This window comes from Gammaproteobacteria bacterium, from assembly GCA_011682695.1.
Lineage (GTDB): Bacteria > Actinomycetota > Acidimicrobiia > Spongiisociales > UBA4744 > BMS3Bbin01.
This window is the reverse complement of sequence record JAACED010000012.1, coordinates 18,754-41,864: the sequence shown is the minus strand read 5'-3', so window position 1 is coordinate 41,864 and position 23,111 is coordinate 18,754. Positions and strand designations below refer to the sequence as shown.

24 protein-coding genes and 1 pseudogene are annotated in these 23,111 nt (G+C 61.8%); 7 read left to right on the top strand and 18 right to left on the bottom strand.

Annotated elements, in window-relative coordinates; genetic code table 11:
• Window positions 1-10: 10 nt before the first annotated feature.
• The 12 genes from GWP04_03595 to arc form a co-directional block, all read right to left on the bottom strand.
• On the bottom strand, window positions 11-2,488 hold the full coding sequence (locus GWP04_03595) for a DEAD/DEAH box helicase (protein ID NIA24632.1): 2,478 nt from the start codon (window positions 2,486-2,488) through the stop codon (window positions 11-13).
• The gene (gene tatC, locus GWP04_03590; protein ID NIA24631.1) at window positions 2,485-3,198 is read right to left on the bottom strand and encodes a twin-arginine translocase subunit TatC; all 714 of its coding nucleotides are present in this window, start codon (window positions 3,196-3,198) and stop codon (window positions 2,485-2,487) included. The genes GWP04_03595 and tatC overlap by 4 nt, the downstream gene beginning before the upstream one ends.
• Window positions 3,191-3,529 carry a hypothetical protein gene (locus tag GWP04_03585; protein NIA24630.1) on the bottom strand — a complete coding sequence of 113 codons (339 nt, stop codon included), beginning with the start codon at window positions 3,527-3,529 and terminating at the stop codon, window positions 3,191-3,193. The genes tatC and GWP04_03585 overlap by 8 nt, the downstream gene beginning before the upstream one ends.
• A 264-nt stretch (window positions 3,530-3,793) precedes the next feature.
• Window positions 3,794-4,093 carry a hypothetical protein gene (locus GWP04_03580; protein ID NIA24629.1) on the bottom strand — a complete coding sequence of 100 codons (300 nt, stop codon included), beginning with the start codon at window positions 4,091-4,093 and terminating at the stop codon, window positions 3,794-3,796.
• A 62-nt stretch (window positions 4,094-4,155) separates the two neighbouring features.
• Window positions 4,156-5,088, bottom strand: coding sequence for a WYL domain-containing protein (locus GWP04_03575; GenBank protein ID NIA24628.1), 933 nt, complete (start codon window positions 5,086-5,088; stop codon window positions 4,156-4,158).
• Entirely contained in the window at window positions 5,085-5,999 is a 915-nt protein-coding gene (locus tag GWP04_03570) for a WYL domain-containing protein (GenBank protein ID NIA24627.1), read from the bottom strand. The genes GWP04_03575 and GWP04_03570 overlap by 4 nt, the downstream gene beginning before the upstream one ends.
• A 186-nt stretch (window positions 6,000-6,185) precedes the next feature.
• A complete protein-coding gene (pafA, locus tag GWP04_03565; GenBank protein ID NIA24626.1) occupies window positions 6,186-7,541 on the bottom strand; it encodes a Pup--protein ligase in 1,356 nt (451 codons plus the stop codon).
• 273 nt (window positions 7,542-7,814) lie between these two features.
• The gene (prcA, locus tag GWP04_03560; GenBank protein ID NIA24625.1) at window positions 7,815-8,498 is read right to left on the bottom strand and encodes a proteasome subunit alpha; all 684 of its coding nucleotides are present in this window, start codon (window positions 8,496-8,498) and stop codon (window positions 7,815-7,817) included.
• The gene (gene prcB, locus GWP04_03555; GenBank protein NIA24624.1) at window positions 8,495-9,265 is read right to left on the bottom strand and encodes a proteasome subunit beta; all 771 of its coding nucleotides are present in this window, start codon (window positions 9,263-9,265) and stop codon (window positions 8,495-8,497) included. Before prcB ends, prcA begins: the two co-directional genes overlap by 4 nt.
• Window positions 9,262-9,441 carry a ubiquitin-like protein Pup gene (locus tag GWP04_03550; protein ID NIA24623.1) on the bottom strand — a complete coding sequence of 60 codons (180 nt, stop codon included), beginning with the start codon at window positions 9,439-9,441 and terminating at the stop codon, window positions 9,262-9,264. Before GWP04_03550 ends, prcB begins: the two co-directional genes overlap by 4 nt.
• A 1-nt stretch (window position 9,442) precedes the next feature.
• The gene (locus tag GWP04_03545; protein ID NIA24622.1) at window positions 9,443-10,912 is read right to left on the bottom strand and encodes a proteasome accessory factor PafA2; all 1,470 of its coding nucleotides are present in this window, start codon (window positions 10,910-10,912) and stop codon (window positions 9,443-9,445) included.
• Between the two features lie 53 nt (window positions 10,913-10,965).
• Window positions 10,966-12,663 (bottom strand): proteasome ATPase, encoded by a 1,698-nt coding sequence (gene arc, locus GWP04_03540; GenBank protein NIA24621.1) that lies wholly within the window; start codon window positions 12,661-12,663, stop codon window positions 10,966-10,968.
• 481 nt (window positions 12,664-13,144) lie between these two features.
• On the opposite strand from arc, the gene GWP04_03535 reads away from it, so the two are divergent.
• Window positions 13,145-13,390 (top strand): ferredoxin, encoded by a 246-nt coding sequence (locus GWP04_03535; GenBank protein ID NIA24620.1) that lies wholly within the window; start codon window positions 13,145-13,147, stop codon window positions 13,388-13,390.
• A gap of 201 nt (window positions 13,391-13,591) precedes the next feature.
• Here the strand turns inward: GWP04_03535 and GWP04_03530 are convergent, their stop codons facing one another.
• Genes GWP04_03530 through GWP04_03520 form a run of 3 tightly spaced genes read right to left on the bottom strand, consistent with a single transcriptional unit; the run spans window position 13,592 to window position 15,446 of the window.
• Window positions 13,592-14,365: an SAM-dependent methyltransferase gene (locus GWP04_03530; protein ID NIA24619.1), complete on the bottom strand. Its 774-nt coding sequence runs from the start codon at window positions 14,363-14,365 to the stop codon at window positions 13,592-13,594.
• Window positions 14,362-15,252, bottom strand: a complete 891-nt coding sequence (locus GWP04_03525) for a tRNA(Ile)-lysidine synthetase (protein NIA24618.1) — start codon at window positions 15,250-15,252, stop codon at window positions 14,362-14,364. Before GWP04_03525 ends, GWP04_03530 begins: the two co-directional genes overlap by 4 nt.
• Window positions 15,252-15,446, bottom strand: coding sequence for a thiamine biosynthesis protein ThiS (locus GWP04_03520; protein ID NIA24617.1), 195 nt, complete (start codon window positions 15,444-15,446; stop codon window positions 15,252-15,254). Before GWP04_03520 ends, GWP04_03525 begins: the two co-directional genes overlap by 1 nt.
• Window positions 15,447-15,659: 213 nt before the next feature.
• Between GWP04_03520 and GWP04_03515 the strand changes: the two genes are divergently transcribed.
• On the top strand, window positions 15,660-15,854 hold the full coding sequence (locus tag GWP04_03515; protein ID NIA24616.1) for a hypothetical protein: 195 nt from the start codon (window positions 15,660-15,662) through the stop codon (window positions 15,852-15,854).
• On the opposite strand, the gene GWP04_03510 is transcribed toward GWP04_03515, so the two are convergent.
• Window positions 15,842-16,033: a hypothetical protein gene (locus tag GWP04_03510; protein ID NIA24615.1), complete on the bottom strand. Its 192-nt coding sequence runs from the start codon at window positions 16,031-16,033 to the stop codon at window positions 15,842-15,844. The genes GWP04_03515 and GWP04_03510 overlap by 13 nt on opposite strands.
• On the bottom strand, window positions 16,033-16,326 hold the full coding sequence (locus GWP04_03505; GenBank protein NIA24614.1) for a hypothetical protein: 294 nt from the start codon (window positions 16,324-16,326) through the stop codon (window positions 16,033-16,035). Before GWP04_03505 ends, GWP04_03510 begins: the two co-directional genes overlap by 1 nt.
• Before the next feature lie 247 nt (window positions 16,327-16,573).
• On the opposite strand from GWP04_03505, the gene GWP04_03500 reads away from it, so the two are divergent.
• The 4 genes and pseudogenes from GWP04_03500 to GWP04_03485 all read left to right on the top strand — a co-directional run bounded on the left by GWP04_03500 (window position 16,574) and on the right by GWP04_03485 (window position 20,791).
• Window positions 16,574-17,812 (top strand): MFS transporter, encoded by a 1,239-nt coding sequence (locus GWP04_03500; protein ID NIA24613.1) that lies wholly within the window; start codon window positions 16,574-16,576, stop codon window positions 17,810-17,812.
• Window positions 17,813-17,843: 31 nt separating this feature from the next.
• Entirely contained in the window at window positions 17,844-18,749 is a 906-nt protein-coding gene (locus GWP04_03495; GenBank protein ID NIA24612.1) for an EamA family transporter, read from the top strand.
• Window positions 18,750-18,934: 185 nt separating this feature from the next.
• Window positions 18,935-19,925 (top strand): annotated as a pseudogene (locus tag GWP04_03490) (ATP-binding cassette domain-containing protein).
• On the top strand, window positions 19,922-20,791 hold the full coding sequence (locus GWP04_03485) for an ABC transporter permease (GenBank protein NIA24611.1): 870 nt from the start codon (window positions 19,922-19,924) through the stop codon (window positions 20,789-20,791). The pseudogene GWP04_03490 and the gene GWP04_03485 overlap by 4 nt, the downstream one beginning before the upstream one ends.
• On the opposite strand, the gene GWP04_03480 is transcribed toward GWP04_03485, so the two are convergent.
• Window positions 20,782-20,967: a hypothetical protein gene (locus GWP04_03480; protein NIA24610.1), complete on the bottom strand. Its 186-nt coding sequence runs from the start codon at window positions 20,965-20,967 to the stop codon at window positions 20,782-20,784. The genes GWP04_03485 and GWP04_03480 overlap by 10 nt on opposite strands.
• Before the next feature lie 434 nt (window positions 20,968-21,401).
• Here GWP04_03480 and ftcD point away from each other — a divergent pair, with 434 nt between their 5' ends.
• A complete protein-coding gene (ftcD, locus tag GWP04_03475) occupies window positions 21,402-23,057 on the top strand; it encodes a glutamate formimidoyltransferase (GenBank protein NIA24609.1) in 1,656 nt (551 codons plus the stop codon).
• Window positions 23,058-23,111 lie beyond the last annotated feature (54 nt).

Below are 23,111 nucleotides of genomic sequence, written 5' to 3'. Positions count from 1 at the left end.
CCCTCCCTCGTCACTGAACGGCCGCGACGACGCCGCGGTCGATGCCCCGAATTGCCGCTCCCAACGGGTCTGCGAGATGCTGAGCCGCCTCACGCACTTGCCGCATCACATCCAGAAGCTGTCTGGACGTTCGAACGAAGTCGCCCGCCTCCTGAGTGCCGAGCACCTCACTCAGGTCTTCTCCCATTGTCCAACGGTATGCGAGCGAAACGAATCCAGGATCCGGTCGGCGAGTCTGTGGAAGTCCCCTCGCTCGTTCATCTGCAACGAGCTCCTCCCAGACTGCCTCCAACTGGAGGGCTCTCTCGCGAAGTGCCTCGGATGGCCACGCCTCCGTGCCACCTGCGGCCTTTCGCGGCTCGTAGACCGTCATCGAGACCAACGCTGCCATCTCGGCGGGACTGAGGCCGTCGAAGAGTCCGATGTGGACAGCCTCGGAGATGAGCAGATCGAGTTCGCTATAGATCACTCTCAGGCGTTCACCGCGCGGTGTCAGCTTCCAGCCGTCGACATAGCCGCGATCCTCGAGCAGATCGAGTATCTGCTCGAGCTCCCGAACCAGGCCACCCCGTGCCAGCTCCAGGTCCTTGCCAAGCTGCCGGTTCTGTCGTTGTAAACGATGTGCCCGTTCGAGCGCTCGCAGGTGGGCATCCTTGTCGGGACACGTGGCGACCGGGTGTTCGAGTTCTGCATGTTGGTTTCTCAGGGGATCCGGGCGACCCTGAAACGCTCGAAGTTGTCGTGCAATGTCCGCGCGGAACTTCGGGTCCCCCATCCGTTGAGAGTCCGTCATGACCATGGAGCCCAGTGAGACGGCATCGGGTCCCACGTCGTTGGGACGCAGCCGAACCACCTTGCCTCGTGTCGAGATCACGACGAGTTCGACTCTCTTGCCCCGCGAGCGTTTCATCACGATGTATCGACCCGCCTTGCTGCCCGACACGACTTCGATCACTCGCCCGCGATGCAGCCCGCCCATGGCTGAGGATTCACGGGTCGTAGAAGCGTTGAGCAGGTCTCGATACTCCGCGACGTCCCCTCGGTCGCACGACGCCGCATTCCGCAATGATGCGAGTTCAGCTTCTCGACGTTCGAGGGATCGTGCCTTCTTGCGTATGCCCCTCGACGCCTGGAACTGACCAAATGATGCGTTCAGTAGCTTCTGTGCCCGCTCCCGGGAGTAGTTGGCGACCAGGTTCACCGCCATGTTGTAGGTCGGCCGGAAACTCGATTGCAGCGTGTGCGACCCGGCGGCGGCGAGTTTGGCGACTTGTGCGAAAGGCACGAATCGTGAGTGCAGGACGACGCCGTATCCAACTTCATCGATCCCACGTCGCCCCGCCCTGCCGGTCAATTGCGTGTAGTCGCCGGCCCTGAGGAGTTCGTGGGCTTCTCCGGTGAATCGACTGAGGCTTTCGAGAACAACGGTGCGGGCCGGCATGTTGATGCCAAGGGACAGCGTCTCGGTGGCGAAGACGACTTTGATGAGGCCTCGGGCGAAGAGGTCCTCGACGGTTTCTTTGAACGCCGGCACCATCCCTGCGTGGTGGGGAGCGATCCCCGCCTGCAGGCCTGTCAACCACCCCTCATACTCGAGGACGGTGAGGTCACCGGGATCGAGGTGCGCCGTCCGTTCTTCGGCGACTCTGCGAATGGTCTCGCGTGCTGTGGCATCGGTGAACTTCGCGCCGGACGAGACAAGCCTTGCGGCGGCATCGTTGCAGCCTGCCCTCGAGAAGATGAAGTAGATGACGGGCAGCATTCCTTTGGCGGCCAGCGCCGACACGGTTTCGATTCGCCGTGGGGTACCGTAGCGGCGGGCCCCCTTGCCGCTGATACGTGACTCGATGGACTGGTTCGGCCGGTGTTTTTTGAGCATTGTGTCCATGAGGACTTCGTCGTTCCATCGATCGTTCACTGCGTAGAGGTTCACCAGCGGGACGGGACGGCGCTCGGCCTGTATGAGGGTGGTTCTTCCCCTCCGGCTGCGGACCCATGCCGTGAACTCATCCGCGTTGGACACGGTCGCAGAGAGGCATACGAGCTGGGTCGCTGCCGGAGCGTGGACGATGATCTCCTCCCACACCTGTCCGCGAAACCGGTCTTGGAGATAGTGAACCTCGTCAAGGATCACGACTTCGAGGCCTGCCAGAGCCGTCGATCCGGCATAGATCATGTTCCGGATGACCTCTGTCGTCATCACCACCAGCGGGGCGTCACCGTTGATCGTGTTGTCTCCGGTCAGGAGTCCCACATCAGGAAACTGCTCGCGCATGTCGTTGAATTTCTGGTTGGAGAGTGCCTTGAGTGGTGTTGTGTAGAAGGCCTTCTTCCCTCGGGACAAGGCCTCTCGAATCGCAACCTCGGCGACAAGCGTCTTCCCGGAGCCTGTGGGGGCGGTCACGACGACCGACGCTCCCGACCTGATCGCCTCCGCAGCCTCGAGCTGGAACGCGTCCGGTTCGAAATCAAGGTCGAACCCGATCATTTATGCAACGCCAACTTCACCAGCCAGATTGTCGCTTCATAGAGAACGTAGAGGGGGGCTGCGAGTGCCGTCAGCGTGAGCGGGTCACCTGTCGGGGTCACGACGGCGCCCACGATCACGATGATCAGCACCGCCCAGCGGCGGCCCTTTTTCAGCTGTGTGGAGTTGACGAGTCCGACGGTGGCGGCGGCAAACAGGAACACGGGGAACTCGAACGCGACACCGAACACGAGGAGGAATCGCAGCGTGAGCCCAAAGTAGTCCGAAGCCCCGATCACCGACGTCAGCCCCGGCTGGATCCCGAGAAGGAACACGAGGCCTCTGGGGAGGATGTAGTAGCCGAATGCAGCGCCGCCGGCGAACAGAATCACGAGAGCGGCCACGATCGGAATCGTCCATTTCCTCTCCCTTTTCGTGAGCGCGGGGTTCACGAAGGCCCACAACTGGTAGAACAGGATGGGGCTGGCCAGAAAAGCCCCGCCGAAGAGAGAGAGTCGCATCGCTATCGAAAAGCCCTCCGTCACCTCGAACTGGTTGAGATCTTGGCCTGGCAGTGCAAGCCGATATGGGTTGACGAGGACATCGAACAGTTGCCCACGAAACAGGAACGCGACGACAGCGCCGATGGTCAGCGCGATGGCACACTTCACGAGGCGCCACCGCAGTTCTTCGAGGTGCTCGAGGACGGGGCGTGCCTGGTCCCTACTCATCCGTAGGCCTATCGTCCGACGCTACATCGTCGTCTTTTCCACCACATTCCGCGGCTCTCGGGGTCGCTTCGTCACTGGTGTGCGGCGGCTTGGTGATTCCCTCGAGCGGCTGTGAGAGTTCGGTCAGAGGCTCGACCGAATCTTTGAGCGGCGTTGCCAGGTCTTTCACTTCCCGTTCCAGACCTCGCTGTAGATCGCCCGCCGTCGACTGGATCTCGCGGACCAGTGAGGCAACCTTCCTCGCCATTTCCGGTAGGCGTCGCGGACCGAACACGACCAGTGCGACAAGGAAGATGAAAACGAGTTCGGTAGGGCTGACGTCGAAAAACACGGCGTTTGTATGTTAGAGCCGCTTCGATCACCGTATTTGGTGCTTCGTGGTTTGTACTTCGTATTTCGTATTTCATACCGTGACGTGGCAGGAGTGCAAGACCGCGGAGCGGGCGTCTATCGGTCCCCCAGGGAGCGAAACGAGCGCTGGGGGAGGAAACCAAGCCGGGAGGCGGCCCGGCGGCAGCCGGAAAGGGTTGAAGCACCGCAGCGGACCCTGCCGTGGGATAGGGGGGATCGGCGCCTCGCAGTGCTCAGCGTGTTCCTATGACGAGGGGAGCATCCTCCAGAGATCCTCTTCCCTGTCGAGTGCATGCACGAATCGGTCGATTTCCTCGGCGGTGATCGGCCCTGGTTCGGGAACGACGACGTCGTACGTGACGCCGGTAGCGAGAAGCACGTTCACAACCCGAGGATTGGCCGGTCGGCGTTGGAGATCGCCACACGCCGGGCACCTGAACAAGTAGCTGCCCGAGTCATTGGTCGGGTCCAACTCGAGGTTGAGATCATCCGGGCGCAATTCAATGTCCCCGCACTGCTCACATGTGGTTTTGATGGTGGTCATTCGGCGCTCCGCTCACCGTTCATGCCCCGTATATCGGTCTTGATCAAGACACCCTGAAGTGACTATTCCGAAATGGTCACCCCGTAACGGGAGAGCACCCTGCGACGCAGGGAGGCGGTCGCCGCTGCGATTTCGGCCCCTTGGAGCAGGACGGCATCGTGGCCGAGCCGCACGAGCAGCCGGGCGACGACGCTTGGATCGGACGCCGAGAAGCGGATTACGAAGGGGTCTGTGGAGACGATATCGACCGGGTAATAGTCGGCGACCCAGGCAGCGCGCGGTTCAAGACGAATCGTCGCCCGCACATCATCTTCCGAAGGCGTGTACCGCAGCACCGGCGGTGGCGGTTCCGGATTCGGGATGAACTGCTCCTCGGTCGGGATGGCCGATCGGATTCGGTCGACACGGAATACTCGTTCGGCTCCGGCAGACCGGCAGAAGCCTGACAGGTACCAGTTCCCCATCGTCGTGAAGACCGACCATGGTTCCACCAGCCGTTGGGTCGTTTCGCCCTTGTTCAGCGAGGTGTAGGTCAGATCGATTACACGTCCCTCACGGGCTGCATCGCGCAGCATGGTTACGAGTCCTGACTCTCCCTCGATCTCGATGGCGAGCGTCTCGTCGGACGGGATGCCGAGCGCCGCCGTGAGTTTGTCGACAGCACTCTGCAGCGCAGGTGGTGCCTGGTCGGTGGCGATGAGGGTCTCGGCTGCTGCGAGAAGTGCAAGCGCTTCCGAGGCGCTGAGACGCAGCGCGCGGGAGAAGTAGTCGGCCATGTCGACAATGACTTCGTCCTCATCCACGTACGCGACCATCAGGTCGCCAGGTCCATATCCCGGGAGGCCGCAGACGAATACGAGGTTCAGGTCCTCGATGAGTGCTCGACGCGAGTAGCCGAAGCGATCGCAGACCTCTTGCACAGTGGCTCCGGGATTGGCGATCACCCAGGGAAGCATCGAGAGGATCCGCGTGAGGCGGTTCTTCGTTTTGCTCATGATCGCCCCTGGACTCGGTCGATCAGCGCTTGTCGGAGATGCTGGGGCTCGAGGATCTCCGCCTTGTCCTCGAAGCTCAGTATCCAACCGATGAAGGCGTCCGGATTCGCCACCCGCAGTTCGGCCTCCAGATGCCCATCCGACAGCTCGACGGCTTTGGCGCCGAGTTGGCGCTTTGCCCACCATGCAGTGTCCGCGTCGAACACCACTTTGGCAACGATGTCGGCCTCCCCTGTGGCCCACGGTTCCACGGGGAGAGCATCTCGCAGCCTGAAGCGTGATGGTCGGGTGAACGCACCGGGGCGATCTCCGACGGCGAACTTCGATGCCCTGTCGACCCGATAGGCCCGCATCTCTTCCCCGTCTCTCGCAATCAGGTACCAGTGTCCCCGCTGGTGCAGGATCCCCATGGGTTGGACGTCGCGACGCCGACCCCGGTACATGAACGAGAGCATGCGGCGCTCCGTCGCCGCCAGATAGGCGGCGGAGAGATCCTCTGCACCCAATCCGAGATCTGCCGCAAGCGGCTCTCCCCCTCCGCTCATCGTCAGCCCGCCGAGCTTCATGAGGGCTTCTGGTCCTGCCGGCTGCCCACCGAGCCGTACGACTTGCGCGGCGAGCCAGAGAGCGGCCCGCTCCTCATCGGAGAGTTCGGGGTCCGGCAGCTGGTACGCATCGGGTTGAAGGACGTAGCCGTATTCGACCTCCCACGCGTCCATCGGGCGAAGTTCGATCGGAATTCCCATCCGGCGCAGGAGGTCCTTGTCACGTTCGAACATGCGGTGGAACGCGTCGTCCGACTCCTGGGCATACCCCGCTACGGTGACGCGTATCTCATCAGCCGTGACCGGTCGGTCGGCCGTGAGCAGGAAGGCGAGAAGGTTGAGGAGCCGTTCGAGCACACGTCGCATGCAGAGTCAACTGTAGGGCCCCCGCCCTCGCCGTACCAGGTCCTCGGCACCAGGGTCCGCCGGGCACCGTATTGCAGGCGTCCCGAGGATCGCGCACCGTCGATCGCACTGTTGGTGATATGGGTCGATATCACACCGGTAGTCACGAAAGGCTTGGGACTGACGCTCTCGACGGAGAGCGCAGCTCTACAACCCCGCGATGAGCTGCTCGACGCGGGGGTCCGTGTGCACGAACGGGTCCTTGCAGAGGACCGTCCGCTGTGCCTGATCGTTCACCTTCAGATGGACCCAGTCCACGGTGAAGTCCCGCCCGGCAGCCTTCGCTGCGCGAATGAACGCTCCCCGCAGACGAGCCCGCGTCGTCGCAGGCGCCTCGGTCATCGCCTGGGTGATTGCCACGTCATCGACCACTCGTTCGACCTTTCCTCGACGAACCAGCAGGTGGTAGAGGCCCCGAGCCGGGTTGATATCGTGGTAGGAGAGATCCATCATTGCCAGCCGGGGGTCAGACAAGGCGAGATCGTTGCGAGCACGGTACGCCTCGATCAGTCGCCGCTTCGCGACCCAGTCCACTTGTGCCATGAGAGTCATCGGATCCTTCTCGATGCCGACGAGCATTGCTTCCCACATTCGCACGGCGCGATCGATCACCGGAGGAAACCCCTGGTTTCTCGCGTAGTGGGCGGCCTTGCCCAGATATTCCCACTGAATGTCGAGGGCGGAGAGTTCTCGACCGTTCGCGAGTCGGATCGGCCGTCGACACGTAGGATCTGAACTGATCTCCCGGATCGCACGAATCGGATTCTCGAGGTCGAACGTACGAAACTCGTACCCTTCTTCGAGCATCTGCAACAGCGCGCCAACGACACCGACCTTCGTGTAGGCCGCCGTCTCCGACATGTTGGAGTCGCCGGCGATGACGTGCAATCTCCTATAGAGTGCTGCATCTGCATGGGGTTCGTCCCTCGTGTTCACTATCGGTCTGGTGCGCGTAGTGGCAGAGGACACTCCCTCCCAGATGTGCTCGGCACGCTGGGATATCGTGAAGCGGACTCCTCTGGCGGTTCGCAGCAGCTTGCCGGCGCCGGCATAGATCTGTCTGGTGACGAGAAACGGGATCAGCGCCTCCAGTACGGCCGGGAAATCCGTGCTGCGGCGGATCAGGTAGTTCTCATGGCACCCGTATGAGTTGCCTGCCGAGTCCGTGTTGTTCTTGAAAAGGAAGATCTCGCCACTGATCCCTTCCTCGACCAGTCGCTTCTGAGCTTCCGCGGCCAAGTTCTGCAGAATGCGGTCGCCTGCCTTGTCGGCGGCAATCAGGGTGGCGAGATCATCGCACTCGGGGGTCGCATACTCGGGGTGACTGCCCACGTCGAGGTAGAGACGGGCACCGTTCTCGAGAAAGACGTTGGATGATCGGCCCCAACTCACGACCCGGCGAAACAGATACCTCGCAGCCTCGTCCGGACTCAGCCTCCGCTGGCCGCGAAGGGTGCAGGTCACACCGTATTCGCTTTCGAGCCCGTAGATGCGACGCTTCATCGCATCAGCGTAGACCCAATGGCCGGGAGCCTGTTGAGGAATCCATGGCACGTGTCACGACCTGCGCCCCCCCTCCCGGCTGCGCCGTACTCCCCTTTCCGGCTGACGCCGGCCCCCCTCCCGGCTGCGCCGTACTCCCCTTTCCGGCTGACGCCGGCCCCCCTCCCGGCTGCGCCGTACTCCCCCCAACGGTCGCTTCGCTCCCTGGGGGGAGAAACAGGTCGCTTCGCTCCCTGGGGGGAGAAACAGGTCGCTTCGCTCCCTGGGGGAGAATCAGCCAGAGGCGCCCAGGATCTCGCCGACCTCGGCAGCCGATATCCTGCGAAAGGTTCGCCGGCCTGCCGTCGAATCGAGGACGGCGGCTTCCCATCCGTCGACGTCTCTGTCGAGGACTTCCGCAAACGCAGCTGCGAGCGCGCTGATCGTCTCGGCGAGCGAGCCGACCTGCTGATCCCTCGCTTCCAAGATCTCGCTCAACGCGTCCGCCTGTCCACCGATGGCGCAATACCGGCGTTCGTCCGACAGGGTGCCGTCGTACGTTACCCGGTACAAGTGATTTGGCTGACCGTTGTCACCGAGCTCTGCCACGAGGATCTCGACCTCATACGGCTTCACTTCGTGAGTGAAAATGTTGCCGAGTGTTTGGGAGAACGCGTTCGCAAGCCCTTTCCCATTCACATCCGCCCTGCTGTAGAGATACCCTCTCAGGTCTGCATGGCGTGTTCCTGCGACGCGCAGCGCCTCGAATTCGTTGTACTTGCCCACACCGGCAAAGGCGACACGGTCGTAGATCTCACTGATCTTGTGGAGCGTGGCGCTCGGATTCTCTGCGAGCAGGAGCACGCCCAAGTCGTACTCGGCAGCGACGATCGAACGCCCCCGAGCGATCCCTTTGCGCGCAAACTCGGCCCGATCTTTGACAAGTTGTTCCGGAGGTACGTAAAAGGGGACCGTCATCGTATGTCTCCCAATGCTGCGGAGGCCAAGGCTGCAACCTCGTCCGACTCGACCTCGACGAACCCTTCCGCCGTAACGGTCACGACATTCGGAAGGATGCCGCGGGCCAGATCGGGCCCGCCCGTCGCCGTGTCCTCTTGGGCAGCAGCCACCAGCGCTCGCATCCCGATGTCCAACGCATCTGACTTGCCGAGATCGGCGCGGTAGGAGGATCTGAGATACGCCTTCGCGTCACGAGCACCCGAGCCGGTCGCTCCATACTCATGCTCTTCATACCGTCCCCCAACCACATCGAATGTGTAGAGGCGACCGGTACCCTCGGCCTCGTCGTATCCGCAGAAGAGAGGAACGACGACAAGGCCCTGGAACACCAAGGGCAACTGTTGGCGGACCATCCGACCCAGATACGTGGCTTTGCCATCGAGGCTGAGGCGCGTCCCTTCCAGTTTCTCGTAGTGCTCCAGCTCGGTTTGGAAGAGACGGACCAGGTCGATCGCAATGCCCGCCGTTCCGGAGATCGCGATGGCGGAGAAATGATCGGCTTCGAACACCTTCTGGATTCTGCGATGAGCGACGATATGTCCTTCTGTTGCCTGGCGGTCTCCGAGCATCACCACGCCATCGGCGAAACGCAGGGCAAGGACCGTCGTAGCCACAGGGGCGCCGAGTACAGAGTGATCTGTCGTCGGAATCTCCCACTTCGGAGTCATGTTGAGTGAAGCGAGAAGGTCGCTGAAGCTCACACCCTGTCCATACACGTCGTTCATTCTCCGCCCTTCTGGACATAGTTCTTGACGAATTCCTCAGCGTTCTCTTCCAGAACCTCGTCGATCTCACCGAGAAGATCATCGATCTCATCGGTATGAACCACAGGAGCGGAGGCGACGTCGGTCTGCCCGGCGGTGTCAGGTTCTCGATGGGCCTTTCGGATGTTCTCTTTCATGTCAGTCACCTCCTAGCGCTTCGAGGAGATCGGCGGCACTCGACGATGCGTCGAAGAGTGCCCCCACACGGTCCACCGTTCCTCGCAACGGATCCATCATAGGCACCCTCTTGAACGTGGCTCCGCCGGTATCGAACACGAGCGAGTCCCAGTTCGCGGCCACCAACGCGTCGCCGTGGTCGCTCACGCAGCGGCCCCGAAAATACGCGCGCGTGCCTGCAGGGGGATAGTGCAGGGCATCGGCCACTTGGGCGTCGGTGAAGAGACGCCGGATCAAACCTCTCTCGACGAAATGGTCGTACAACCCGCGGCTCGGGTCGACGTCATGGTATTGGAGATCGAGTGCCCTCAGACGCGAATGGGTCCAGTCGAGATGCTCCCGGTTCTTGTATGCCCGCATGATCCGCAGCTTCGCGGTCCAGTCCAGACGATCGGCGGTGGTCATCGGGTCCACCTCGAGGTCTTGGAGAACCTGTTCCCAGTGCACCAAGACGTCTCGACTCACATCGTTTGCCGACGATGCCTCCGCATACTTGGAGAGCCAATCGAAGTATTGCCACTGCAACTCGAGCGCGGTGGCGGAACCACCGCCCGCGAGGCGCAGGGACCGACTCAAACCGATGTCATGACTCACTTGCCAGGTAGCCGCCACAGGATCGAGAAGTTCGAGAGCGTCGGGCAAGGCGGCGTCCTCGATCGCAGCCAGAAGCAGTGACGTCGTTCCGAGTTTCAGATAGGTCTGGATCTCGGATCGTGTCGCGTCCCCGATAATGATGTGCAGCCTCCGGAACCGCTCCGGGTCACTATGCGGTTCGTCCCGCGTATTGATGATCGGCCGCCGCGCCGTCGTCTCCAGCCCGACCCGTTCTTCAATGAAGTCGGCTCGTTGACTGATCTGAAAGTCGACCTGCGCCCGTCCGTTTTCCACCCCAACCTTCCCAGAGCCGGTGAAGACCTGGCGGGTGACCAGGAACGTTGTCAGGTAGCGGACGATATCGTTGAACGGTAGGGCTCTCGACACCAGGTAGTTCTCGTGAGCGCCGTAGGAGTTCCCTTTTCCGTCACTGTTGTTCTTGTAGAGGGCAATCTTCTCCCCTGGCTCGAGTATCCGTTGTACCGCGTTTGCTGCGCGTGCCATGGCGAGCTCCCCCGCCTTGTCGTGCAGGGCCGCTTCGCGGGCGTCCAGGCATTCGGGTGTCGAGTACTCGGGGTGAGCATGGTCAACGTACATCCGGGCTCCGTTCGGGAGCAGGACGTTGAGCGTCTCCGCGTCGAGCGCAACCCTGGTACCGAACGATCGCCCTCTTGCGTCACGCCCTGGGGACTCCTCGGCGAGAGACCACCTCAGTCGCAATCCATCCGGCGAGCCGTTGACGACGAGTCCCGATGCGAGCACGGGGTTGAAATCCGCCTGGTGACGAATCGTGATGCCGAATTCGGTCTCGGTGCCGAGCACCTTCGGAATGGCCATCGGCTAGGAGACCAACGATGACAGGGAGTGCACAATGAGCATCTGAGGCCTCCTCACAGGTACTGGCCGGTCGTGACAGCCTCGATCTGTTTCGACTTGTTTTCCCCTCGCATCAGCGTCCGGACGTACACGATGCGCTCCCCTTTCTTGCCGGAGACCTTCGCCCAATCGTCCGGATTCGTCGTGTTGGGAAGATCTTCGTGCTCGGCGAATTCGCTCGTGATCGCCCGCAGCAGGTCCGCCGTCCGGAGGCCTCTCGGTCCTCCTGCGATCTCGCGCTTGATCGCCTCCTTCTTGGCCCGGCTGACGATGTTCTGGATCATCGCGCCGCTGGCGAAGTCCTTGAAGTAGAGCAGTTCCCGGTCACCGTTCGCGTAGGTGACCTCGAGGAACTTGTTCTCATCATCTTGTGCGTACATCCGCTCGACGGTGGAATCGATCATCGCCGAGAGCATCGCGTCGGGGTCGCCTCCAGCCTTCTCCATCTCCTGCATATCCAGCGGTGCAGCACCGTCGAGGTAGATGCTGAAGATCTCGCGAGCGGACGTTTTGTCGGGCCGGTTGATCTTGATCTTCACGTCGAGGCGGCCCGGCCGGAGAATCGCAGGGTCGATCAAGTCCTCACGATTCGACGCGCCGATAACGATCACGTTCTTGAGACTCTCCACACCGTCGAGTTCCGAGAGCAGCTGAGGCACGACCGTCGACTCCATGTCGGACGACACTCCTGTGCCTCTGGTGCGAAATAGTGAGTCCATCTCATCGAAGAACACAATGACCGGGACTCCCTGGTCCGACTTTTCCTTTGCCCTTTGGAAGATCAATCGGATCTGCCGCTCCGTCTCACCGACGTACTTATTGAGCAGTTCCGGACCTTTCACGTTGAGGAAGTAGGAACGGATGTCGCTGCGTCCGGTACGAGCCGCCACTGCCTGAGCGAGACTGTTGGCAACCGCCTTGGCGATCAGGGTCTTGCCACAGCCGGGAGGCCCGTACAGGAGTACTCCTTTGGGAGCTTCGAGTCCATACTCCGCGAAGAGTTCCTTGTGCACGTATGGGAGTTCAACGGCGTCGCGAATCGTCTCAATCTGTTCCCTGAGCCCTCCCACCTTGTCGTAGGTCACGTCGGGAACTTCTTCGAGGATGAGTTCCTGGACTTCGGGGCGTAGGAGCTTCTCGAACACGAGTCCGGTCCGTGTGTCGAGGCGTACAGCGTCGCCTGCCCGCAGGGGCTCTCCCTCGAGGGGCTCTGCGATTTCCACGACTCGTTCTTCGTCTCCTCTCGCAAGGACGAGGAGGCGCTGCTCTCCGAGGCGCTCCTTGATGGTCACGACTTCGCCCGACACGGTGAAACGTCGTACATCAACGATGTTCATCGTCTCGTTCAACAGGACCTCTTGGCCACGCAGGAGCTGTTTGACCTCGATGCTGGGTTGAGCCTCCACACGGAGTTTGCGACCACCGGTAGCGATATCCACCGTCCCGTCGGCGTTGACTTGGAGGATGGTTCCAAACTGGTTGGGAGGAGCTGCGAGCCTCTCGATCTCGGTGCGGAGCATCGCGAGCTGTTCTCGTGCCTCGCGCAGCAATTCCGCCATCCGCTTGTTCTGCGATCCTGCCCTTTCGAGGGATGTTTTGGTCTCGGAGAGCTGGCGTTCAAGCCTGCGGGCGCGGCTCGATTCTGATCTGAGAGTCGCAACCTCGGCTTCAAGGCGCGTCACAGTTGCTTTCAGTTGCTCTACGTCACCCATGGGCTCGCGCGAAGTATACGGCGGTGCAGAAACTGTCCTCAGGGAGCGCTGAGAGATTCACGTTCTTCCGGCCGCCGTTGGTGTCCGGGGATGATCCTGGATGCAGACACCCAATGGGGATGAGGGCGCAGTACGCATCCTGCTCGCTTCGAATCTACGAGTGGACGAACTACCCGCCGGGAGGTCATCAACCAAGGGCTCGAGGTCGGAACCGTTGCAGAGTGGTGGTGTTCCGGCAGGTCTCGAAGGTGTTGGTCGGACGTAAAAGGCCGACTCGGAAACGCTCCGAGACGACGCTGGGGAACCGTCGAGACAAACGAATCCAAGGCGGAAGCTTCGACCAGTTCGTCCAACTCATCCTCACCGCCAAACCTCTCGAGTGGGCCAATCGAGGGACCCGATAACCACCGTCTCGGCGTGCGGTTAGTGGAGAGCGCGAATTTGGGTAGCATGCCTCCGACACAGAAGGAGCTTCTGAGCTATGAAGGTTTGGATCGACCAAGATCTCTGTACCGGCGACGGTCTCTGCGAAGAGATCGCCCCGGATGTTTTCGTGCTGTTGGATGACGGACTCGCGTATGTCAAGGAAGGCGACAAGATCTTTGCTGCGTCCGAGGGCAACCCGGAAGGTGCCCAGGGCATCGGCGTTGTCCCTCCAGGACAGGAAGAGATGGTCATCGAGTCGGCAGAGGAATGCCCGGGAGAGTGCATCTTCATCGAGCCTTGAGAATCTGCCGAGTGATGCCGGTGTGCGGATCGGCGGTTGCGCGAGCCACTCGCAAGGCCGCACAACGAAAGCGCACCTTCGGGGTGCGTCGGGGCGCAGTACACGGCGAGTAGCGAAGTGCGACCGTCGAGATGCGCGGCATGTTTCGCTCGGCAGATCTCGGCAGATGTTCGTCACGGGAGGCCCCACACGGGGCCTCCCTCACGTAGCGGTTCGCCGTCCGACGACCACGAACCCGGTATGGCCGACCATTCGGTGATCAGGACGGACTGATCGTCCTTCGACCTTCCATGTGCGGTGCAGCGTCTCGAAGACGTCGATCAGCGCATACGAACCGAACTCCCGCAACGTTTCCACGAGCGTCTGCACCTGTGGCACGGTTGGGAGGTACGCGATGAAGATGCCTCCGGGCTCCAGATGACTGCCGACGCGCGCGACGTGCCATGGTTCCGGGAGATCCAGAACGAGCCGGTCGGCGTGAGCGGTCTCGGCTTCTGTTTCGACGTCTCCGATGCGCAGGTCGAGCGTTGGGGGGATCTCACCGAAGAACCGTTCGATGGTATGCCGGGCATGAGTTGCATGATCTTCGCGGCGTTCGACACTGATGACACGGCCGGTGGGACCGACGGCACGCACGAGCGCGATGGTCAAAGCTCCGGATCCCGTACCCGCTTCCAGGACGATGCTGCCGGGCCTGATGTCCCCGTACACGAGGATCGGACCTATGTCCTTGGGATAGACGACTTGTGCCCCTCTGCGCATCTTGAGCACGTAGTCCACGAAACGTGGACGGATCGCCAGCAGCTTGCTTCCGCTTCCCGTCGAAACGAGCGATCCTTCTTGTGTCCCGATCAGTTCTGTGTGCGGAATCACCCCGAGGTGGGAGTGAAACTCACTGCCTTCTCGCAGTGTGAGCAGATAGCGCCTTCCCTTGGAGTCGACCAGCAGACAGAGATCTCCCGCATCGAACGTCATCGCGTCGCTCGTTCCTGAAGCCGACAAAAGGCGCACCGCTCGCCGGTGGTCGGCCTTCCGCAGTCGGAACAGGGATGCAGGTCGGGAGCCTCGGCAGTGAACATGTCGGAGGCTCTGTCGAAGAATCCTCCCAGGAAGTGCTGCGTGACACCCGGCGAGCGTTGTTCGAGCATGGCCATCCATTCCTTGAGTCGATTGACCGTGTTGCCTTCCACCAACGGACACTCCTCGACCTCGTAGTCGATTCCTGCGAGGACCGCGTAGGCGGCGGTCTCTCGTTCGGCAACACGAATCAGCGGCTTTACCCTCTTGGTCAAACCGTCCGAAGCCGGGAGGACGGGGCGCTGTCTGCCCAGGTACTCCACGTTCCAGTTGAGAACGTTGGAGAGCAGTGTCGCAGCCTCGTCGTCCAGATTATGTCCCATCACCAGAACCTCACAGCCCCGGCGTGCCGCCTCCTCGTTCAGAATGTACCGTTTGGAAAGGCCACATGCGGAGCATGCCGTGCGTCGTGTCGCTTTCGCCGCATCGGGAACCGAGAAGCCGTATTCCTGCACGAGGTCGACCGGATGCAGAATCAGGTCCCGTTGTTCGGCGAACGTCTGGACTCTCCTCAGACTGTCCTGCGAGTAGTCCCCGATGCCAAGGTCGAGATAGATCCCTTCTGTCCGATAGCCGAGGTGATGCAGGATGTCCCACAGGGCCAGACTGTCCTTGCCTCCCGACACACCAATCGCGAGACGCTGATCCGGATGAAACATGGCGTAGTCGTGAATCGTTCGCCCAACTTGTCTTCGAACATGTTCGATGAAGTGGTCTCGGCAGAACGCCGCGTTGTGGCGTCGCACCTCGATCGCCGCGTTCCCTCTACACACGCGACAGCGCATCAGCCCCCCGAGATGACCGGCCGCAGCTCCACCGTGTCATCCGCGGCGAGCCGTTGGTCGCGGGTGAGCAGGTCGTTGCCGCGGATTACCAGCACCGTCTCCAGGACGATGTCCAAATGTTCGAGAAGGGCACGTACCGTCGTCGGTCCTTCGATGTCAATTTCGCGCCGAGGGTGCCGGAGGACGACCTTCACGAAGAGAACACCACCGCAGCGAGCCCGGCGGCGAGTGACAGGACCATCCCAAGCACGATCACCCAGATCACGATCTTCTTCATGGTGTCGTTGAGCATCCCCGTACTCTACGCGTCTTCTGGGCTTGCGAAGTTCTGATGTTGGTCTGGGCAGTGCCACGGCGAGGTCTTCACAGTGCCATGCATGGTGCTTCGGGCAACTACGCTGGGTCTCATGGAACTGGGTCGCATCGCCGTACGAAGCACGCTCCGTGGTCTGCGAACGGGTGACGCCCGCCTGATCCTGATCGGTGCGGCGCTTCTGGGGTTCAAGTGGCTGCGAAAGCCGAAGGTCGATGCGTTGGTGTACAAGCGACGTCTCCGGCCCGGTGACACCCTCAAGATCCGGCTCGAGCCTCAGGAACGGTAGACCTTCACGACCGCCCTCGACCTGCTGCCGCGACGCCGGCCGATCACGAAGGCAAGGACAACAACGGCGACCACCGCCACGGCGATGACAACACCCTTCTGTTGCATGCTCTCTTTGGTGTCGCTCAGGGCCTGCTCGATCTCTCGGGCTTTTGCTTCGATGTCTGCTCGTTCGACCATCAGCGGCTTGTTCTCCAAATGATGAGACCGGCGATTGCGGAAAGGACGATAACCGAGATGAGCAGACCGAGCGCACTCCACAAGTCACCATCGGGAAGCACACGGATCAGCAACCTGGTTCCTGCGATGGCAAGAAGGAGGGCCCCGATGGAGAACAACGCCGCCGCGGCCAGGCCCATCCCTGCAACCCTCCCGAGGCGCTTCGCCGGTTCGATGGTCTGTTCTCGGAGGTATTGCTTGGATAGGTCGATCAACTCTCCGACCTGTTCGGGAATCTCGCTTACATCGCTCATGACACCACCGAGGCTACCCGAGGTCCCGATTCATGGGCGAATCAGTTTCTTGGATGGCGTCTCCCAGACGTCGTTGTCGTGACTGCCCTTCCCGGCTGGTGTCCGCCCCGCGGTCGCGCACCGATGCTTCGTCGCTATATGAAGTACGAAATACAAAGTACGAGCTACGAGGTACGTGCCTCCCCACCGGCATCACTCGGTAGACTTTCAGGCATCGTCCCCTGGTCCGCCACTAGGCTGTTGGATCGTGAGCCAAGGCACCCACAGGTCGGTTCCACATGCCCGGAACTTCTCGATCGTCTGGACGGGACAGACAGTTTCATTGTTTGGCGACTACGTCGCCTACTTGACAGTCCCACTCTTCCTTGCAGAGCTCTCACAACGTGCGTTCGACTTCGGGCTCCTGTCCGCTGCCGAGAACCTTCCCACACTGATCTTCGGCTTTGTCGGCGCAACGCTATTGGACCGATACCGGCTGCGGTGGCTCATCGCCATCAACGAGCTGGCGCGAGCAGCCGCGTTCTTCTCGCTTGCCATCCTGGTTCGTGACGGGACATTCACCACATGGGGCTTGTTCGCGTTTGCGTTCGTTGCAGGCAGTCTCGCCGCCTCATTCAACGCCTCGTTGCAGGCGTTCATCCCGTCGGTGGCTGCGGGACTCGGTTTGTCTCGGGCGAATGGACGCCTCTCGCTTTCACAGCAGATCGCCTTCCTCCTCGGGCCTCTCACCGGTGGACTGATCGTGAAGGTTGCCGACTTCTCCGCCGCCTTCGCCTTCAACGGGGTGACCTTCCTCGTGTCGGCCTTGTCATTCATCTACCTGTCTCGCGTTCCGCAACGCGCCCTCGGTACCGGCGATCACTTCATGGAGAATCTCCGAGAAGGGTGGGCACATCTCTGGGGCGAACGCCGGATCCGCCTGACCACGCTTGGTGGAGGTCTCGCGAACTTCATCACGGGATTCATCGAGGCGACCCTCGTGTTGATCGGAGCCCAGCTCCTCGGGACGGACGATCCGGCCCGACTCGGGATCTTCTTCGTCGGAATGGGCGCCGGCGGCATCATCGGAGCGATCAGTGCTCCCAGGGTCATCGATCGCGTCCACATCGGCCGCACCTATGTGTTCGGATTTGCGATCTTTGGTTTTGGAATGTTCGGCCTGACCTGGTCGAGCAACTTGCTGGTCGTTACCAGTGTTCTGGCGGTCGGCTTCGCGGGACTCGTTTGGACCAACGTGAGTCTGCTCACCATGCGTCAGCTCTACACGCCGCAGCATCTGCTCGGCAGAGTCAGCGCCGCCGGACGTGGACTGGCCTGGAGCACGGTCCCCTTCGGTGCCCTGTTCGGCACGGCACTGGCCGATCGTATCGGCCTCCTGACGATCGTTCGGCTCGGACCGATCCTGATCGTTCTCTTCGCCGTGTATCTCTCTCGTACAGTCGTCTGGTCTGCCCGCAACGTCGCAGAGTACGACCAGCCGGCCTGAATCAAGGCAGCCGGGCACTACCCTCCCGTCGATGCGGGTCTCTTCAATCCTTTCGACTGCTCCGGGGACCCGACGAACCGCCTTCGCGGTCACCGACTGGGGTCTGCTTACCGGGATCGCGCTCATCTGGGGCTCGTCGTTCCTCCTCATCGCGATTGGACTCGAGGCGTTTCCCCCAACCGTTGTCACAACGCTTCGCCTTGCCGTCGGCGCTGCGACCTTGGCTCTGTTTCCCGCTTCGAGGCGGCCGGTGGACCGGGCCGACTTTCCTCGGATCGTTCTCCTGGGTGTCATCTGGATGGGATTTCCCATGCTCCTCTTCCCGATCGCCCAGCAGTGGATCTCATCCTCACTCGCCGGGATGCTCAACGGGTCGATGCCGATCTTCTCCGCACTCATTGCAGCCTTGCTTCTCCGTAAGACTCCTGGTCGCTACCAGATCGTTGGCGTCTTGCTGGGCCTCATCGGGATCGTCGCCATCGGACTTCCAGGTATGGAAGGGGGCCCATCGGTCCTTCGCGGCACACTGCTGGTGCTGGCCGCCACGATCTCCTACGGCGTGTCGGTCAACCTGGCGGTGCCGCTTCAGCAGAGGTACGGTGCGATCCCGGTGATCATGCGCGCCCAACTCGTGGCGGTCGCACTTGTTGCTCCTTTCGGGTTGGTCCATGCGCGGCAGGTGCAGTTCGCATGGGGTCCTCTGGCGGCGGTCGCGGCCTTGGGCGTGTTCGGAACAGGACTGGCGCTCGTCGCCATGACGGTCCTTGCCGGCCGAGTTGGGGCGACCCGCGCCTCGATCGCTATCTACTTTCTGCCGGTCGTGGCGATTCTCCTCGGGGTCTTCTTCCACGGCGAACATGTGGCGCCTTTGTCCATCGTGGGAACCGCCGTTGTGCTCATCGGAGCGTTCCTTGCTTCCAGAGCAGAGGCCCCATAGGTCGATCGCGCCGTTCGCCAGGACGGTTTCGGGCAATGCACAGGCCCTCATGACTCGTCGATGCCACGGCGGCCTTGACCACAAGGATGCGCGTTCGCCGAGACATGCGCCGGCGACAGCCGCGCCCGTGGGACGAAACGAACCTCGTTCAGGCGGCACTAACCTCGCTCCGAGAGGACGGGGGTATGACTCGAGCGATCGATGTGAACGCCTTGACCAAGCGTTTCGGGAATCTCGTTGCGGTCGATGCGGTCGACTTTTGGGTCGACAAAGGTGAGGTGTTCGGCTTTCTCGGGCCGAACGGCGCCGGAAAGACCACCACGATCTCGATGCTGACGACCCTGCTCAAGCCATCGGCGGGCAGCGCAGCCGTTGCCGGACACGATATCCGATCCGACCAGAGCGCGGTGCGCTCCGCGATCGGCATCGTGTTCCAGGAACCCAGCCTCGACGATCGTCTCACGGCTCGTGAGAACCTCAACTTCCACGGCGTTCTCTACCACGTTCCCCCGAAGATCCGGAGGCATCGCATCGACGACCTCCTGAAACTGGTCGACCTCGACTCACGTGGCGACGACACCGTCGAGAAGTTCTCCGGCGGCATGAAGCGCCGCCTGGAGATCGCGAGGGGACTTCTTCACACTCCCGAAATCCTCTTTTTGGACGAGCCGACGATCGGGCTGGACCCGCAGACAAGACGCAACATGTGGGATCACATCAAGCGTCTGCGAGAAGACACGGGGACGACCATCTTCATGACCACGCACTACATGGACGAAGCCGAGTTCTGCGATCGGATCGCCATCATTGACCACGCGAGCATCGTCGCTCTCGACACGCCGGAGGGTCTCAAGCGCATGGTCGGCGGTGACGTCGTCACCGTCAGGACGCCCGACGTGAACGACCTCGCCGAGTTCCTCTCCACAGAGGCCGTCACAACCACGGTGAGCGGCGGCGAAGTCCGAATCGAGGTACGAGAAGGTGCGCCCTTCATCCCGCACCTTGCGAGGGGATTCAAGGGTCGTATCGACGCGATCGAACTCAGGAGGGCCGACCCTCGACGATGTCTTCCTGAAGCTGACGGGAAGAACCATCCGGGAGTCTGAGCTTGATCAGGGTGATCTCAACCGCAACCGTCTCAAGATGATGGTTCGCAGACGGAGGGGGCACGGATGACAGCCACAGAAGCTCGTACTGAACGACGGCCTTCGTCTGCCGCGGCAGTGGGGATCATCTGGCGCAGGGAGATCACTCGATGGTGGCGGGACAAGACGAGAATCGCCGGGTCTCTTGGGATGCCCATCATCTTCCTCCTGATCTTCGGCAGCGGACTCAGCGGCGCGATGGGATCACTGATCGGCGGCGGATCCGGTGGTCCGACGATCGACTTCAAGCAGTTCATCTTCCCCGGAATCATCGCTATGAACGTCTTCTTCGCGTCGATCTTCAACGGCATCTCGCTCGTCTACGACCGCGAGTTCGGCATCCTCAAGGAGGTCCTCGTTGCCCCCGTCAATCGTGCCTCGGTGGCGTTGGGCAAAACCCTCGGCGGTGCTACGGTCGCGACGATTCAGGGAACGCTCGTCTTTCTGTTCGCCCCGCTCGTCGGGGTCACTCTTACGCCTCTGCTGGTCCTCCAACTCTGGCCGGTGATGTTCCTTGGTGCTTTTGGCTTGTCGGGGATGGGTGTCGCGCTTGCTGCACGGATGCGCAGTACCGAGGCGTTCCAGGTGATCAACCAGTTCGTCACATTTCCGATGATCTTTCTGTCGGGTGTGTTCTTTCCACTCCAGGGTCTGCCCGCATGGATGACCGTTCTCGTCAAGATCAATCCGATCACCTACGCGGTCGACCCGCTGCGGAGATTGGTCCTGGAGGCCCAGGGGTTGCCCGCCGCCGTGCTGGATCGGCTTCCCGACCTCGGTCTCGGAATCAAGGTTTTCGGGCACGCGATGACGGTGAGCCAGGATCTCATCATTGTGGGCGTGTTCGGAGTGGTGATGAATCTGCTCGCCATGTGGCTGATGAGCATTCAGGACTGACGGGCACCGTCGTCTTGATCAACGTCCGGCCGGTCGATGATCCCGGCGACCATCTCGCGCCACATGGCGTCGGAGGCACACTTTGCGCAGAGGAACACTTTGCGGCCCTGTTTGACAACGGCCGCCTTCTCCCGGCACTGCGTACATATGAAGCTAAACGCAGTGCCCGTAGTCATCACTCGGGATATCGGCGCAAAGGCCTGCTTCCTGTAGGCGTTTCCTTCTCCCGGACCACGGACGCCACCGTACGGTGCGGCCGGTGCACGTCGCGAGGTGCGTTTGCGGGTTTCATCTCGGCAGGCGGCCCGGCGGCCTCTAGCCTGGGCTGGAACAGCGAGGAGACCGCCCATGGATGTCCACCGAATACCCGGTGAATACCGCCGGAATCATGGACGATATCCCCTGTACGATCCACCGTGGTTGCGCCGCACCTACACGACGTGCCTCTGGGACGGTGCTCCCCGGCGAACCGGTTCCGAGTTCTGCTCGGTACGGTGCGAGGAACAGTACCTGGAGTGGGAGGAGTCCATGACGTCGCATTATGTTGCCCGCGAACCGTTGGAAACCTTCCTGGCCCCTGAAGAAGAGCCGGATCTCTGATGGAGGTCGTATGAAACTCATCGAATGCATCCCCAACTTCAGTGAAGGTCGTGATCGTCGGGTCATCGACGCAATCGCCGCCGTCATCGACGCGGTCGACGGTGTGACACTCCTGGACGTCGACCCTGGGGCCGCCACGAATCGCACCGTCATGACGTTCGCCGGATCGCCCGAAGCCGTGGAGGAGGCCGCATTCCTGGCCATCGAGAAGGCAGCCGATCTGATCGACATGCGAACCCACCATGGTGAACACCCTCGAATGGGAAGCACCGATGTTTGCCCGTTCGTTCCGCTCGACGGCGCCTCCATGGAGGATTGCGTTCGGATCGCACGGCGTCTGGGAGAACGCGTTGGCACCGAGCTCTCGATCCCCGTGTACTTATACGGGGAGGCAGCAACGCGTTCCGAGCACCGATCCCTTGCCGACGTTCGCCGTGGTGAGTACGAAGGACTTGCCGACCGCGAGGACGAGCCCGACTTCGGTCCGACAGGATTCAACGCAAGGACCGGGGCAACCGCGATCGGCGCACGCAACTTCCTGATCGCCTACAACGTCAATCTCAACACTCGTGACCGCCGGCTTGCCAACAAGATCGCCGGTGCTCTCAGGGAAAGCGGGAGACCAAAACGTGGTCCCGACGGCAAGATCCAGCGTGATGCGAACGGTGTTGTCCTGCGTGAGCCGGGACGGTTCACACACCTGCGAGGGGTCGGCTGGTACATCGAGGAGTACGGAAGAGCGCAGGTGTCGTTCAACTTGACCGATCCCGACGTCACCTCACTCCATGCCGTCTTTGACGCCGCGTGCGACGAGGCTGCCCAGCTCGGCGTACGCGTGACCGGTAGCGAGATCGTAGGCCTGGTCCCCCGCCGCGCAATGCTGGCAGCCGGCGATCACTATTTGCATGCCCAGGGCAAGACGACGGGCATCCCGGAGGCCGAACGGATGCACATCGCCGTGCTCAGCCTTGGCCTGAACGATGTGACACCGTTCGATCCGGCCGACAAGGTGATCGAGTACCGGTATCACGGGGCACCGTCAGGCCTCGTTACCAACTCGCTGTGGGAGTTCGCCGACATCCTCTCGGCAGGCACCCCGACGCCCGGAGGCGGCAGTGTGGCGGCGTTGGTCGGCTCACTGTCGGTGGCGCTGACGTCGATGGTTGCGGCGCTCACGTTCTCCAAGACGAGCGACACCAAGATGGAGGACATCGGCCGGTCGGCACAGCAGCTCAAGTACTGGTTCCTCGACGCTGTCGATCGGGACACGGACTCGTTCAACGCGTTGATGGCGGCGTTGCGCCTGCCTCGCAAGACGGACGCAGAACGTCTCGCTCGCGACCATGCCGTGCAGGACGCCACGGTGGCCGCCAGCCTGGTCCCTCTCGAAGTACTCGAGCACTGTGTCGATGCGCTCGATGCCGCCATGGTGGTTGCCAAGGACGGAAACGAGAGTGCCGTCACGGATACCGGTGTCGCTGCAAGCTGTGCGCTCGCCGCGGCGGAGGGTGCGTCGCTGAACGTGCGCATCAACCTCGGTTCGCTGCTCGACCATCCAGAGACAGAACGTCTGGACGCACGACGGAGCGCTGCACTCGAGTCCGCCAGGACGCTGGCAGCCGACGTGCTGGCGATCGTGGAGAGCCGTATCGCGAACGATCACTAGCCACAGACACCGAACCTAGGGCTCAGGGGTACCCCCACAGGGCACCTACGAGCC